Below are 14,567 nucleotides of genomic sequence, written 5' to 3'. Positions count from 1 at the left end.
GCCATGAGCACGGTGGTCATCCTCTGCGACCATGCCCACCCCAGCGGCGGGCTGGCGAAGGTCGCCATAGCGAGCGCCGTCGGCTTGGCCGGGCGCGGCCACAGGGTCCAGTTCTTCACCGCCGTGCCGCCCATCGATCCGGCCCTGCTGACCGACGGGATCACCGTGCATTGCCTGGAACAGGCCGATCTGAAGGGCAATGCCGACCGTGTGCAGGCGGCGCTGCGGGGGCTCTGGAACCGCGAAGCGGCGCGCGCCCTGGAGAGCCTCCTTGCCGGCTGCCCGGCCAACGACACGGTGATCCATATCCATGGCTGGGCCAAGGCGCTGTCGCCCAGCGTCTTCCCGGTCTGCCGGAAATCCGGTCTGCCGGTGCTTCTGACCCTGCACGATTATTTCCCGCTTTGCCCCAACGGCGCCTTCTTCGTCTTTCCCGAAGGCATCAACTGTTCGCACCGGGCGCTGTCTGCCGGCTGTCTTGCCACCGACTGCGATGCCCGCGCCCTGCATCACAAATGGTGGCGGGCGGCCCGCCATGCGGCAGGGGCGCTGGCCGGCGGCTTCATCGGGGGCATGGCGCTGGTGACGCTCAGCGACCGGCAGCGCGCGGTGATCGCCCCTCACCTGCCGCCCGGCACCATGACCTTGCCGATTCCGAACCCGGTCGAGGTGCCGGACGAGATCAGGAATCGCGGTCCGGCTCCGGTCGCCGACAACCGCCACATGCTGTTCGTCGGCCGCCTGTCGCGCGAGAAGGGCGCCGCCCTGCTGGCCGAAGCGGCGGCCGAGGCCGGTTGCCCGGTGCGCTTCATCGGCGACGGCGATGAGAGGGAAACGGTCCGCCGGCTGAATCCGGAGGCGGAGCTTGCCGGCTGGCTGCCGCCGGATCGGGTACTGGAGGAACTGCGGCGGGCGCGCGCCCTGGTGGTCCCGTCGCTGTGGTACGAGACCTTCGGCCTCGCCGCCTATGAAGCGCTGGCGAATGGCGTGCCCATCATCGTCAGCGACAATTGCGCGGCGGCGGAGGCGGTCCTGTCCGGCGAGAACGGTTTCCTGTTTTGCAGCGGCGACGCCGCCGACCTTGCCCGCTGCCTGAAGCTGTTCTCCCACGATGCGGAGGTGAAGCGGCTGGGCCGCAACGCTTACGACCGCTATTGGCAAGCACCCTTTACCCTGGACCGCCATCTCGACCGGGTGGAGGAGGTCTATCGCACCGCCCTCGGCGGCGGGCTCCGGCGACCGGCTCGGGTTCGCGCACCATGAATGACCGAACCGGCAGCCGCATCGGCAGGCGTGCGCTGCTGGCCGCGGTCCTGGCACTGCCGGCAGCCGGGTCCGCTGCCGGTACCGCCCTGGCCGCTCCGGACAAGCCATCGCGCCCGTCCGCCAACCCGCCCCCCGGCCCGCCGCCACGGAGCGGCCCGGCCCTGTCGATCCGCGACCGCGGCGCCATCGGCGACGGGCGCAGCCACCCCCTGTCCGAACGCTACAAGAGCCTGGAGGCGGCGCGGCGCGTCCATCCGCATGCCCGTTCCCTGGATCAGGAATGCGATTGGGCCGCCCTGCAAGGCGCTGTCCTGGAACTGTCGCGCACCGGCCAGGGCGGGACGGTGTTGGTGCCGCCGGGCCAGTACCGGCTGGACGGCGAGATCGTCCTGCCCAACCTCGACCGCTACGACGATGCCTTCAACGAGGTCGAGATCGTCGGCGCCGGCATGCGGGCTTCGCTGCTGTCCTGGCCGGAGGATCTGGGGCCAGGCCGTTTCGCCATCCGTGCCGGCAGCCGGCAGGCCGCCCGCGACGACAACAAGGGCTATCAGCGCAGCCGCATCGCGCATCTCAGCCTGCGCGGACCGAAGCCCGGCAACCGGCCGGGCGATGCGCCGCCGGGCATGGGCGGGGTGGCCCTGACCTCCCGTTTCCTGCTGGAACGGGTCGGGATTTACGGCTTCCGCGCCGGGGTGGATGTCTGGCGCGACCACTCCTCGCTGATCTCCTGCCAGTTGACCAAGAACCACATCGGTGCCTACTGGTCGGCGGGAACCGACAGCTTCGGCGATCATCTGTTCCTCGACACCGACCTCGCCGGCAACACGCTGGCCTCCATCGCCGTGGCGCCGGAAAACGGCATCGACCATGCCAGCTTCATCTCCTGTCATCTCGGTTTCTCGCCCTACGCCATCCTGGCGGAGGACGGGGCGCCGAAGCGGACATTCCTGTCCAACAACAAGTTCCTCGACTGCGCCTTCGAGGCCTGCGGCAACGGCTGGATCCAGGGGCCGATGGCGGAGATGTACGGCAATGTCCTGATCGGCTGTAGCGGCTCGCTGCTGCCCGACTATCGTCTGGCCGGGCGTCCGGTCACCGGATTGATCGTGGTGCGGTCGCTGGAGCGCAACCAATTCACCGGCGGCAGCGCCAGCTTCGGCGACGGCACCAACGACCGCGCCGCCGACATCGAGACCGCGGCCGTGGTGGCATCCTCGGCCGTCGGCAACCGGTTCGAGGATGCGGAACGGCTGATCCGCTTCGGCCGCGACGGGTTCGCTCCGGCGCTCAGCATCTCCGGCACCTGCCGGGCCAACCGGTTCGAGGCGGTGGACTGCGCCGGCGAGTTCCGCAAGGCCGGGGCCGGCGGCGTCGATGCCGGCAATCTGGTGCAGCGCGATTACGACCGGGTGCGCCGGTTGGAGCAGGACCGCCCGGCCGATGGCGTTGCCCTGACCTCGGCCCCCGCCGGCGGCATCGTGCCGGTCGCCACCAGCGGCACCGCGCCGGTTGGCAAGACCCGTGCCACCATCCGCATGGGCAGCCTCCTGCGCCCCGCAGGCGGCGTTCCTCAGCGGGTCGACTCCTCTGCCGGCCCCGCGGTTGCGGTGGGTGTGGCCGTGGCGGACGCCCCGGCGGGAAGCGACAGCGTGATGATGGAGTTGCGGCTGGGAGTGCGCTGACGGCACCCGGTCAGGAGGCCGATCCGGCCAACAGCCCCCGGCCCTCAACCGCCCGCCCCGAGAATCCCGGCTCCTCCAGCAGGTCGGCATACTGCCCGGCCGTCACCGACCAGTCCTGGCTTTCGGCGATGCGGCGTCCGGCCTCGCCCATGCGGCGGCGGAGCGCCGGGTCGGCCGCCAGACTGCTCATCGCCTGCACCAGTTCGGCATGGGCGTCCGGGCTATCCAGCAAAATGGCCGCGCCGTCTTCCAGCAGCCGGCCGGCACCGGCCAGACGCGTGGTGACGACCGGCAACCCACTCGCCGCCGCTTCCAGCAGGACGAGGCCGAAGGGCTCGTAGCGGGTTGGAAAGACGAACAGGTCGGCCGCCCGCATCAGCGCCGCCACATCGCGCCGATGGCCGAGGAAGCGGATCCGCCCCTCCACCCCCAGTGCCCGCGCCATCGCCGGAAATGGGCCGCCCCGCTCTTCGCCGACCACCGCGAGCGCCAGATCCGGCACCTCGGCCAGCGCGTGCAGCACGCCGTCCAGATTCTTGCGGTCGCTGCGGGCATCGCCGACGAACAGCGCCACCGGCCGGCCGGGCGGCAGGCCGAACAGCGCCGGGTCCGGCGTTCCCGGACGGAACTCTTCGACATCGACGCCATTGTCGATCACGCTCAGCCGCCCAGGCGCGATGCCGTCCCGGCGCAACTCGTCCGCCACGGTGCGCGATACCGCCACCAGCCGGCCGGCACGGCGGAAGCTCCAGCGCTCGAACCCGACATTCAGCAGCGTGTAGAGCGCCCGGTAGAGCGACAGGGGCGAGACGCCCTTGCGGATCGGGTGGGTGGGGGAGCGCATCCAGGCGGAATGGACGAAGTGCACCGCATTCACGTCCGACCGCGCCCAACTGACGAAGCCGTTCACCACCACCCTGTCTATCCCTGGCAGGTCGCTTCCTGATCGGTCTTTTCCCCGGCGCCTTTCCCGCACCAGCGCCCGGCTGGCCCGCCATGCGAACAGCTGGTCCTTTGCCAACTGCGTCGGCACCCCTCCCCCGTCGATGCGGACCCAGCGCAGGCGCGGATGACGCGCCAGTTCGTCCGCCAGTTCCGACGCGATGGCGACGACCTCGTGCCCGCGGCGGAGCAGTTCGTCGACCACGACCGCGTTCACGCGGCCCTGGCCGTCATGGCGGACGATCTTCTGCGTAACGACGGCGATGCGCAGGAATTCGGTGCGCATGGGGAGATCTCCTGCCCTGCCTGATCTGCGGTATCGGCGACGGTTCGTGCCGCAGTGGACCATGGAGGCGGAGCGGACACCAAACAAACGAAAGATACGATCTCCGCACAACAGGCTTAAGACTGCCGATGTCGGATTCATTCTTTCAGAGTCTAAAGCATTCGCGGACTCAAAATCGATTTTTTTGGAAGAGTCAAAGATGAGTCAGAGTTATGTCCCAAGATTGACTCTCTCAATTACATAAACTTTCGTGCGACTACTCCCAACGAGAAGGGTAATCCGACCGATACGGGTAATCCCGTTTTGGAAGATCTTAATATCCGATTAATAGGAGTCGTGCCGATGTCGTCCACCGAGTCCAATCTCATCGATGTCACCTTTGCGATCGACGCATGGGGACAGGCTGCCGGCGGCATCTGGCCGCATCTGGCGCTCAAACTCGATGGTGCGACCATCGGCCAGGCGACGGTGAACAGCAGCACCGCAGGCCGTTACACGATCAGCGCCAAGGTCGCCGCCGGCAGTGCGCACAACCTTCAACTTGTCTATGACAATGACGGGGTGGTCGGCGGCGCCGACCGCAACCTGTTCGTCCGCGCCGTGGCGGTGAACGGCACCTCGATCGCCGTCACCGACCCGTCGGTCACCTATGACAAGGGTGCGGTCGACGGGAAGGACGTGGTGAAGGGACAGGAAGGTCTCTATTGGGGCGGCGCCTTGAACATGCCGCTGCCCGCCTCGCTGTTCCCCATCCCCACGGCGACCGATGCCGCCGAAGCGGTGGTCGCGACCCCGGCCGCGACCAAGTCCTTCAGCGTGGTCGTCAATGCCTGGGGCACCAGTGCCGGCGGCGTGCCGCCGCACTTCAAGCTTCTGGTCGACGGCAAAATGGTGGGCGACGCCAAGGTGGCCGCCACCAGCCAGACCGCCTACAAGTTCACGGTCGATCTCGATCCGGCCCTGGCGCACAAGGTCCAGGTCCAGTACGACAACGACGCCGTCGTCAACGGCCAGGACCGCAGCCTCTATGTCGGCTCCGTCGTGGTGAACGGCCACAGCGTCGCCTCGACCGCCGCCGGCGTCACCTATGACCGCGGCGCGCTGGACGGCAAGGACGTCATCGCCGGCCAGCAGGGCCTGTGGTGGAACGGCACGCTCAGCATTCCCGTCAGCAAGGACATGCTGGCCAGCGGCACGACCACCACCCCCACGGCGCCAACCACTCCCACCACCCCCACCACTCCGACGGCGCCGGCCGCCACGCTGCCGAAGAACGACCACAGCGCCAGCGCCGGGGTCAGCAGCGAGCGTCCGCCGCTGATGTCGGACGTGTCGACCATCTCCTGGGGCGCCGACCGCGGGCTGGCGCCGCAGCACCTGTTCTGGGAATCGGTGCCCGATTACGCCAACGCCGCCCATCTGAAGGAAACCCGCGACGTCGCCGCCGGCCATCTGGCCGACGGGGTGATGCCGCTGATCGGCATGCAGCTGTGGGAGGACACCTTCGAGTTCTCGCAGAACGGCGGCGAGTTCGCCAATCTGGGCGGTCACAAGGCGTGGGTGTCGTGGGTCAAGGCCCATCCGCAGTATCTGGGACGTGACGGCGACGGCAATGTCCTGAACTCCGACAGCAGCAATCCCTATGGCTGGGGCTATGTCAGCCCGCTGATGCCGCTGGACGCCAAGGATGCACCGGCCGGCTGGACCGGCGGCACCGCCCATTATGCCGACTGGATGGCCGACAAGCTGGGCCGCCTGTCCGCCCTGACCGGCACCCGTGGGTACGAGCTGGCCGACTTCTTCGACGGCAGCCCGCATTCCGGCGTGATGGACTTCTTCAATTCCCGCATGATCGCGGAGTTCAGCAGCAAGACCGGCATCAAGGTGGCCGGCAGCACGCTGGCGCAGCAGGCGCAGGACATCGTCGACAACCACCCGACCCAGTGGCTGGACTATTTCGTCGACGGCTGGGCCTATGGCTGGAAGGCGCTGGACGACGCCATCGTGAAGAACACCGGCAAGGCCGCCTGGCTGACCACCCAGGTGTCCTTCACCCCGGCGGCGATGCGCGAATTCGCCGGCGTCGATGCCCGCGTGATCGCCGACACGATGAACGAGAAGGACATCCTGTTCAACGTGCAGACCCTCGAACGCTTCGAGATGCAGCACAAGCAGGCCCCGGCCTCCTACGAGCAGGCGATGCTGGGCATCCATGCCGCCCGCGCGCCGGACGCCCATTTCGGCCACATGATGTCCTCGTCGGAGGATGATTACTGGGGCGCGGTGAACAGCCTCTACACCGGCGTCTCCGGCACGGTCCGCGACGAGCTGGGGTGGGGCCGGCTGGAGCAGACCTGGTTGCAAAGCGGCTGGACTATGATCGCCGACGACCAGGGCGGTGTCCGGCGAGCGGCGGAGCAGTGGTCGCGCAGCTATCACGATTGGGGCGAGGTGAAGCAGCCCTGGCTGGACATGCTGCGCGACATCGTGCCGACCCGTCCCTTTGGCCCGGCGCTCTATTACAGCGCCAACGCTGAAAAGGCGATGAATGCGCTGGAGCCGGCCGGTAATTCCATCGGCAATGCCTATCTGGGCGAATTGCTGGAGCCGATCACCAAGCTGCACGATGCCGGCGTGCCCTTCGGCTATTACGTCAGCGACGCCGCCCTGTCGTCGATGACCAAGGCCAGCGCGCCCAGCGCCTTCATCATCCCGCAGGCCACATATGAGGGGCACAATCTGTTCAGCGACGCCGAGATCGCGGCACTGAAGGCCAAGGCCCCGGTTCTGATCGGGGACGAGGCACTGAACTACCACCACCCTCTGACCTTCACCGACAAGGATCCCGACGCCCAGATCACCGGCTACGGCTTCTACGACCAGAAGGACAGGCTGATCGTCGTCGCCTCCGACCGCGTCGATTTCAACGACACCGCAGCGCGCAAGGCGGTCGCCACCCATGTGGAGCTTCAGCTCGCCAACGGCCACTACACGGTCCAGGACCTGATGCACAACACCACCCAGGGTTTCGACGTGGTGAACGGCGTCGGCAGCTTCGACACCACCATCGCCCGCTGGGACACCGGCGTCTATGCCATCACCCACGACGTGGCGGCATAAGGCAGCGGCCAAGACACAGCTAGCCGGAACGAAAATGGAGACCCGTCCAGGCGGGGCTCCATTTTCGTTTCCATGGTCAACGAAGATTCTCCTGGCAACTGCTGTTTAAGAGTCTATATTATCGATGGTGAACTGGCGCATATCGGACAGATGACAAGTCAAGTCATCTAATATAAGTTGCTTTATCCAGACGTTTTTCTTCTTAGTATGGCAAAATCGTTTGGCTTCCTTCCCTTCGGAACCGCCACGATTGGCGATATCCCTTGGAGCACCCACTGTCTTTGTCGGGTAATCTTCTATATCCCGGCACACGAGGATGGTTTATTACTGCTGTCCGTCTGACAAGGGACTCCGCCCTGACAGGGTGATTCTCACCCCCACTGAGCCTGGAACAATTCCAAAAGTGCAGCAGACAATGCCGTGAGTGCCGGATCATAGTTTGATCTAAATTCGAACGGGCGAGCACGACACCAGCGATACAACGTGTATCGTCCATCGGAATTGCGGCATTGCGCGGCCAAGCGCGGCGGCATCGGAGACTGCGGAGGCAACGGTCCGGACGGGGGGCCGAAGGTCGGACGCCGGGCATAAGAATCCGGCTAACCTGAATTGCCAAGCACCGGCACCGCCGACGTCCAAGCACAGCGTCCAGGGGGGAAAAGCCTGCCTCCGGCCGCGCAATGCCGTCCACCATTTCGTCTATTCCTGGGGGAGACGGACATGTCCGATCGCATTCGCGTGATTGTTCACAACCAAAGCCGATTGCTGCGCGAATCCATCCTGAACATTCTGGATGACTGCTTCGAGGTCATCGACCCGCAAAGCCGGCTTGTAACTGGACTTTCACCCAAGACGATGTGGAACGGCAGAACGAACGGTGCCGACCGCCATTCCGACGGGTTCTCCGCCAGGGGGGCTGTGGCGACGCTGGAAGCGCCGCCTGGAAATGGCTCCGGAAACGGCAATCCCGACCGATCCGCTGACATCGTGCTGTTCGATCTGGCCTCGCTGAAGACCGACGCCTGGAACTTCCGCAGCTGGTACGGCGAGCAGGCCAAGCTTGCAATGATCGCCGACGAATTTTCCGCCCACCACATGCGGATGGCCCTGCGCTTCGGCGTGCGCGGCTACCTCCTGAACCGGATGGCGCCAGCCGCCTTCGTACTGTCCCTGCGCCTGATCCATGCCGGCGAGCCGGTGGTGCCGGAGGAATGCTTCGATTACTTCTCTCCCACCGCACTGCGCCGCGGTGGCGAGGATGGGGCGATGGCCCAGCATGAAACCGAATTGCTGGGTTATCCCGGGCTCTATCCGCGTCACGCCCGCATCCTGAAACTGATCATGGACGGATGCAGCAACAAGGAAATCGCGCGCGAGATGTTGATGACGGAAGATCTCGTGAAGCTTCATGTCCGCCACATCATGCAGACCATCAACGTCCGCAACCGCACCCAGGCCGCCCTCTGGGCCGCCCAGAGCGGCATCATCCAGGAGATGGAGTATTTCCTGGAGCGGACGGCGCCGTAAGCCGGGGTATCCCCTCTCCCCGCGGGAGAGGGGGCAGGCGTCAGGCCGGAACCACGCTGTTGCCGAGGAAGGCCTCGAACTGGTCGATCGGCAGCGGCCGGCTGATCAGATAGCCCTGGATGCGGGTGCAGCGCTGCTGGCGCAGCATGTCGGCCTGCTCCTGCGTCTCCACCCCCTCGGCGATGGTGTCGAAGCCCAGGCTCTCGGCAAGATTGACGATGGTGCCGACGATGGCCGGGTCGGTGGTCGATTTCACGATGTCGCGGACGAAGCTGCGGTCGATCTTCAGCGTGTCGATGGGGAAGCGCTTCAGATAGGCCAGCGAAGAATAGCCGGTGCCGAAATCGTCGATGGACAGGCGGACGCCGATGTCCTTCAACCCGTTGAGGATCGTCACCGCCTTCTCGATGTCGCCGATCATCGCACCTTCGGTCAGTTCCAGTTCCAGCCGGTCGGCCGGGATGCCTGCCGATTCAACCACGCTGCGCACGAAACCGACGAGGCGGGCGTCCTGGAACTGTCGCGGCGACAGGTTCACCGACACCGAGGGGATCGGCAGGTCGCGCCGGATCCAGTCGGCCAGCCGTCGGCAGGATTCGACCAGGGTCCAGGCGCCGATCTCCCAGATTAGGCCGGTTTCCTCGGCAAGCGGGATGAACTCCGCCGGGCTGACCATGCCGCGGACCGGGTGGCGCCAGCGGATCAGCGCCTCCGCCCCGATGGTGCGGTTGCCGACCAGATCGATCTTTGGCTGGAAATGCAGTTCGAACTCGTCACCGCCGCTGGCACGGCGCAGGTCGCTCTCCAGCCCCAGCGTGAAGCCCGACCGCTCGCGCATCCCGCTGTCGTAGAAGACGTATTTGTGCTCAGGGTTGCGCTTGGCGTGGTACATCGCCAGATCGGCGTTGCGCAGAAGCTGGTCCGCCGTCTCGCCGTCGTCGGGATAGAAGGCGATGCCGATGGACGCGCCGCAGAAAAGCTCCTGATTGTGGACGCTGAAAGGCTCCGACATCGAATAGAGCACTTTTTCCACCAGCCGGGCTCCGGCGGAGCGGTCGGCGGCATCGGGCGCCACGATCAGGAATTCGTCCCCGCCCAGCCGGCCGACGGTGTCGGTCATGCGGGTGCAGTTGCGCAGGCGCCGGGCCACCAGCTTCAGCAGTTCGTCGCCGGCATGGTGGCCCAGCGTGTCGTTCACCTGCTTGAAGCGGTTGAGGTCAAGAAAGGCGACGGCGACCTTGCTCTTCGTCCGCTGGGCGCGGACGATGGCCTCCTCCAGCCTTTCGCAGACCAGCCAGCGGTTGGGCAGGTCGGTCAGCCGGTCGAAGCTGGCCTGATAGCGGATCTGGTGTTCCTGCGACTTGCGCTGGCTGATGTCGGCGATGGTCAGGACGTAATGTTCCAGAACGCCATTCGGCGCGCGGACCGACGTCACCGACAGGGCGGCGGCGAAGGCGTCGCCGGAATGGCGGAAGCTGGTGACCTCCCCCTGCCATCGGCCAGCCTGGCGCGCCGTGGTCCAGATGGCGTCGACGAATTCGCGTTCGTGCGAGCCGGGGGCGAAGAGCACCAAAGGCTTGCGGAGCAGCTCCTCGCGCTGGAAACCGGTCATGATCTCGTAGGCCGGGTTGATCGCCTGGACGGTCAGTTCGGGATCGACGATCAGGATGCCGTCGGCGACGCTGTCGAACACGGTGGCGAGCAGCCGGATTTTCTCCTCATGCTGCTTGCGCTCGGTGATGTCCTGAACGGTGCCTTCGTAGTAGCGGATGCGACCGGCGGGGTCGCGCACGCAGCGCGCACTTTCCGAAATCCAGATGATGGAGCCGTCACGGCGGAAGACGCGCGCCTCGAAGCTGAGGACACGGTCCTGTCGGGCCATCAGGTCGGCGAAGGCCTCGCGCTTGCCGGGATCGACATAGAGCTGGCAGGCGATGTCGGTGAGGTTGGCGATCAGGTCTTCGGGCGAAGCATAGCCGTAGATATCGGCAAGCGCCGGATTGACCCGCAGGTAACGGCCGTCGACGGTGGTCTGATAGATGCCTTCGACAGCATTCTCGAAGATGCTGCGATACTGCTCTTCAGTGTCGTGACTCATAGTACGCGCCTCATCCGACGCCGATCCCGAACCGCCTGGAAACAACATAGGCCTGCAACTCAAACAACGATTGTGGAACTGCCATCTTTCCGCAATGCGGCAAAGTAGACGCCGGTTCGATGAAGCCCGTCAAGCACCATCGCCTGTACTGTCTCATAGTACGAAGGGAAAATATAACAAAAAGGTAACCGTTCCTGACCATTACCGGCGCATCCGACCCGCACCGTTGCTCAGAGCATTGATTTGCAACGATAGTCTAACGAGCCACGGTTAAAATCCTGAAAGAATTCTCCGCTATAGCCCTCGCTGAAACGGCCGCTCGTTTTTCAGGTCCTATAGTCATTCCTGTAAAAATGACTGATTTTTATTCAGCACTGCCCAGTCTTTGAGCAAGAAAGGTTCTTATTTGCGTTGCAGCCTCGTCGCGGCGGTCGAGATGTCGCTGCTTTGCTGCATTCCAGCGTTTGGCACATCCCGTGCAAAGAGCCTCCCGTTCAAGCCAACGGCGGTTTGACCAGCGCGGACCCAAAGACTGCGGCCCGCACCCAAATCACACGCAATGCGTCCTTCCTCCTCCGCCCCGCACCGGACCGGTGCCGCGCGGATCGCACCGGACGCTGCCGTGCCGTTTCTTCAGCGCTTGTTCCAAGGGGACTTGTCATGTCGTATCTCGTGCCCTCCGAGTTCGTCACCAAAATGGTGGACGCCGGCGAATCCAAGATTTTCATGTCCACCCGCGACACGGTCATCCGCGCCTACATGGCCGGGGCGATCCTGGCGCTGGCGGCGGTCTTCGCCGTCACGGTCACGGTCCAGACAGGGTTCCCGATCATCGGCGCCATCCTGTTCCCCGTCGGCTTCTGCATGCTGTATCTGCTGGGCTTCGACCTGCTGACCGGCGTGTTCGTGCTCACCCCGCTGGCGCTGATCGACAAGCGGCCGGGCGTCACCATCGGCGGCGTGCTGCGCAACTGGGGGCTGGTGTTCGTCGGCAATTTCCTGGGGGCGCTGACGGTGGCGGTGATGATGGCCGTGGTCTTCACCTATGGCTTCTCAACCCCGCCCGACAAGGTCGGCACCGTCATTTCCCACATCGGCGAGAATCGGACGCTGGGCTATGCGCAGTATGGCGCGGCAGGAATGCTGACCATCTTCCTGCGCGGCATGCTGTGCAACTGGATGGTCTCCACCGGCGTTGTCGGCGCCATGATCTCCACCTCGGTCAGCGGCAAGGTGATCGCCATGTGGATGCCGATCATGCTGTTCTTCGGCATGACCTTCGAGCATTCGGTGGTGAACATGTTCCTGTTCCCGTCGGCTATGCTGATGGGCGGCAACTTCTCGGTCATGGACTACATGATCTGGAACGAGCTGCCGACGGTGCTGGGCAACCTGATCGGCGGCCTCGCCTTCACCGGCCTGACGCTCTACGCCACCCATGTCCGCACGGCACCCAAGCGCCGCTTGCCGCAGCCCCACCTGCAACCGGCCGAATAAGCCACCCTGCCCGTCCGTCCGCTCTCCCCGGTCCGTCCTGGGCCGGGGCCCGGAGCGGAGTTTTCCTTGAGCGGGGCCGGTATTGTGAAAGAGCTGCGGATTTCCATCGGCCAATGGTCCGACAAGGGACGCAAGGAGACCAATCAGGATTTCCATGGAGCGCTGATCCCGGTGGCACCGCTGCTCGGCATGAAGGGCATCGCGGTGGCGCTGGCCGATGGCATCAGCACCAGCCAGGTCAGCCACATCGCCAGCGAATCCGTGGTGAAGAGCTTCCTGACCGACTATTACTGCACGCCGGAAAGCTGGTCGGTCAGGATGTCGGCGCAGCGGGTTCTGGCGGCGACCAATTCCTGGCTGCACGCCCAGAACCGGCGCAGCGAGTACCGCTACGATCAGGATCGCGGCTATGCCTGCACGCTGAGTGCGCTGGTGCTGAAATCGGCCACCGCGCACCTGTTCCATGTCGGCGATTGCCGAATCTACCGAATTGCCGGCCGGTCGCTGGAGCAACTGACCGACGACCACCGCGTGGTGGTGTCGTCGGAAGTCAGCTATCTCGGCCGGGCGATGGGCGTGGTGCCACATGTCGAGATCGACTGCCGAGAGTTGCCGGTGGAACCCGGCGACGTCTTTCTGCTGGCGACCGACGGCGTCTATGAGCATGTCGATGCCGAATTTTTAATCAGTACAATCGACAGGCACCCGGACGATCTCGACCGCGCGGCCCGATTCGCGGTGGAAGAGGCAATGCGGCGCGGCAGCACCGACAATCTGACCCTCCAGATCGTCCGGATCGATGCGCTTCCCGACGCCGATGCCGGCGACCTGTTCCACCGGCTGTCCGACCTGCCCCTGCCACCCCTGCTGGAGCCGAGGACGGAATTCGAGGGCTACCGCATTCTTCGGGAGCTGCATGCCAGCAGCCGCAGCCATGTCTATCTGGCCCAGGACGGTGCGGGTGGCCCGGCGATGGCCCCGGCGGTGGTGCTGAAGGTGCCGGCCATCGATCGGCGCGACGACCGCGCCCACCTCCGCCGCTTCCTGATGGAGGAGTGGATCGCCCGCCGGATCAACAGCCCCCATGTGCTGAAACCGCCGCCGCAAAGCCGGCCACGCCGACACCTCTATGTCGTCACCGAGTATATCGAGGGGCAGACGCTGACCCAGTGGATGCGCGACCACCCCGACCCCGGCCTACCGACGGTGCGCGCCATCGTCGAGCAGATCGGCAAGGGGTTGCAGGCCTTCCACCGGCTGGAGATGCTGCACCAGGATCTGCGGCCCGACAATGTGATGATCGACGGCACCGGAACGGTGAAGATCGTCGATTTCGGATCGGTTCTGGTCCCCGGCATCCTGGAGACCATGCCCGACGCCGACCGCGGCGAGATTCTGGGCACGCTGCAATACACCGCGCCTGAATATCTGCTGGGGGAAGGCGGAACGCCGGCGTCGGATCTCTATGCGCTGGGGGTCATCGCCTATCAGATGCTGACCGGCCGCCTGCCCTACGGCGCCGATGCCGCGACGGCCACCACGCGGGCGCGCCAGCGCAAGCTGGTCTACCGCACCGCCCTGGACGACCGGCGTGCGGTTCCCGCCTGGATCGACGGGGTGCTGCGCAAGGCGGTCCACCCGGACCCGGCCAAGCGCTATCGGGAATTGTCGGAGTTCCTGTACGACCTGCGCCACCCGCGCAAGCAGGCGGCGGGCGTGCGGCGGCGGTCGCTGACCGAGCGCAACCCGCTGGCCTTCTGGCAGGGGCTGTCGGCGCTGCTGGTCCTGGCCGTGCTGATCCTGCTGGCCGGCCGGGTCTGACCGGCCCGCCAGCAGGAGGAACGGGCTGTCAGTGCCCGTGGGCGACCTTGGCACCTTCCTTCAGCTTGAACAGGCGCGAGCAATAGGGGCATTCGACCTGCCCTTCGCGATCCAGCGTCAGATAGACCAGCGGATGGCCCAGCGCGCCGCCGCCGCCGTCGCACCCGACGGTCGAGGTTTCAACAAGGATCGTCTCGGTCGGCTGCATAGCAGTCATCCTCTGTTTTGACAGGCGCGCCGGTTCACGCCATCGTGGACACGCCCGCTGTCCGGGTCCCCGATCAGGGTTCCGCGCGCGCGGGCCGGATGATACCCATCGCGCGCC

General features: G+C 65.6%; 9 protein-coding genes. 6 read left to right on the top strand and 3 right to left on the bottom strand.

Annotated features, from left to right (window positions below; all coding sequences use genetic code 11):
• The first annotated feature begins 3 nt into the window (after positions 1-3).
• Positions 4-1,263 carry a glycosyltransferase family 4 protein gene (locus GBZ48_RS00995; protein ID WP_174469270.1) on the top strand — a complete coding sequence of 420 codons (1,260 nt, stop codon included), beginning with the start codon at positions 4-6 and terminating at the stop codon, positions 1,261-1,263.
• A complete protein-coding gene (locus GBZ48_RS00990; protein WP_174469269.1) occupies positions 1,260-2,951 on the top strand; it encodes a hypothetical protein in 1,692 nt (563 codons plus the stop codon). Before GBZ48_RS00995 ends, GBZ48_RS00990 begins: the two co-directional genes overlap by 4 nt.
• Before the next feature lie 10 nt (positions 2,952-2,961).
• Here GBZ48_RS00990 and GBZ48_RS00985 read toward each other — a convergent pair whose 3' ends face one another.
• Positions 2,962-4,179 (bottom strand): glycosyltransferase family 4 protein, encoded by a 1,218-nt coding sequence (locus GBZ48_RS00985; protein ID WP_174469268.1) that lies wholly within the window; start codon positions 4,177-4,179, stop codon positions 2,962-2,964.
• A 342-nt stretch (positions 4,180-4,521) separates the two neighbouring features.
• On the opposite strand from GBZ48_RS00985, the gene GBZ48_RS00980 reads away from it, so the two are divergent.
• A complete protein-coding gene (locus GBZ48_RS00980; RefSeq protein WP_246306906.1) occupies positions 4,522-7,299 on the top strand; it encodes a carbohydrate-binding domain-containing protein in 2,778 nt (925 codons plus the stop codon).
• 609 nt (positions 7,300-7,908) lie between these two features.
• Entirely contained in the window at positions 7,909-8,826 is a 918-nt protein-coding gene (locus GBZ48_RS00975; protein WP_246306905.1) for a LuxR C-terminal-related transcriptional regulator, read from the top strand.
• Positions 8,827-8,866: 40 nt separating this feature from the next.
• Here GBZ48_RS00975 and GBZ48_RS00970 read toward each other — a convergent pair whose 3' ends face one another.
• Positions 8,867-10,924, bottom strand: a complete 2,058-nt coding sequence (locus GBZ48_RS00970; RefSeq protein WP_174469266.1) for a sensor domain-containing protein — start codon at positions 10,922-10,924, stop codon at positions 8,867-8,869.
• Positions 10,925-11,584: 660 nt separating this feature from the next.
• Here GBZ48_RS00970 and GBZ48_RS00965 point away from each other — a divergent pair.
• Together GBZ48_RS00965 and GBZ48_RS00960 are read left to right on the top strand one after the other, a co-directional pair.
• Complete coding sequence (locus GBZ48_RS00965; RefSeq protein ID WP_174469265.1) at positions 11,585-12,421, top strand: formate/nitrite transporter family protein; 837 nt, start codon at positions 11,585-11,587, stop codon at positions 12,419-12,421.
• A gap of 66 nt (positions 12,422-12,487) precedes the next feature.
• Positions 12,488-14,242, top strand: coding sequence for a bifunctional protein-serine/threonine kinase/phosphatase (locus tag GBZ48_RS00960; protein ID WP_246306904.1), 1,755 nt, complete (start codon positions 12,488-12,490; stop codon positions 14,240-14,242).
• Positions 14,243-14,270: 28 nt separating this feature from the next.
• Here the strand turns inward: GBZ48_RS00960 and GBZ48_RS00955 are convergent, their stop codons facing one another.
• Entirely contained in the window at positions 14,271-14,450 is a 180-nt protein-coding gene (locus tag GBZ48_RS00955) for a zinc-finger domain-containing protein (RefSeq protein ID WP_412504566.1), read from the bottom strand.
• Positions 14,451-14,567 lie beyond the last annotated feature (117 nt).

The sequence above is a fragment of the Azospirillum melinis genome (assembly GCF_013340935.1).
Taxonomy (GTDB): domain Bacteria; phylum Pseudomonadota; class Alphaproteobacteria; order Azospirillales; family Azospirillaceae; genus Azospirillum; species Azospirillum melinis.
Note: the sequence above shows the minus strand (reverse complement) of the source record. Positions and strands in the feature narration are given on the sequence as shown.

Coding starts and splice junctions, on each gene's coding strand:
- GBZ48_RS00965 (WP_174469265.1), top strand. CDS start 11,585: ATGTCGTATCTCGTGCCCTCCGAGTTCGTCACCAAAATGGTGGACGCC.
- GBZ48_RS00995 (WP_174469270.1), top strand. CDS start 4: ATGAGCACGGTGGTCATCCTCTGCGACCATGCCCACCCCAGCGGCGGG.
- GBZ48_RS00980 (WP_246306906.1), top strand. CDS start 4,522: ATGTCGTCCACCGAGTCCAATCTCATCGATGTCACCTTTGCGATCGAC.
- GBZ48_RS00985 (WP_174469268.1), bottom strand. CDS start 4,179: ATGCGCACCGAATTCCTGCGCATCGCCGTCGTTACGCAGAAGATCGTC.
- GBZ48_RS00970 (WP_174469266.1), bottom strand. CDS start 10,924: ATGAGTCACGACACTGAAGAGCAGTATCGCAGCATCTTCGAGAATGCT.
- GBZ48_RS00955 (WP_412504566.1), bottom strand. CDS start 14,450: ATGCAGCCGACCGAGACGATCCTTGTTGAAACCTCGACCGTCGGGTGC.
- GBZ48_RS00990 (WP_174469269.1), top strand. CDS start 1,260: ATGAATGACCGAACCGGCAGCCGCATCGGCAGGCGTGCGCTGCTGGCC.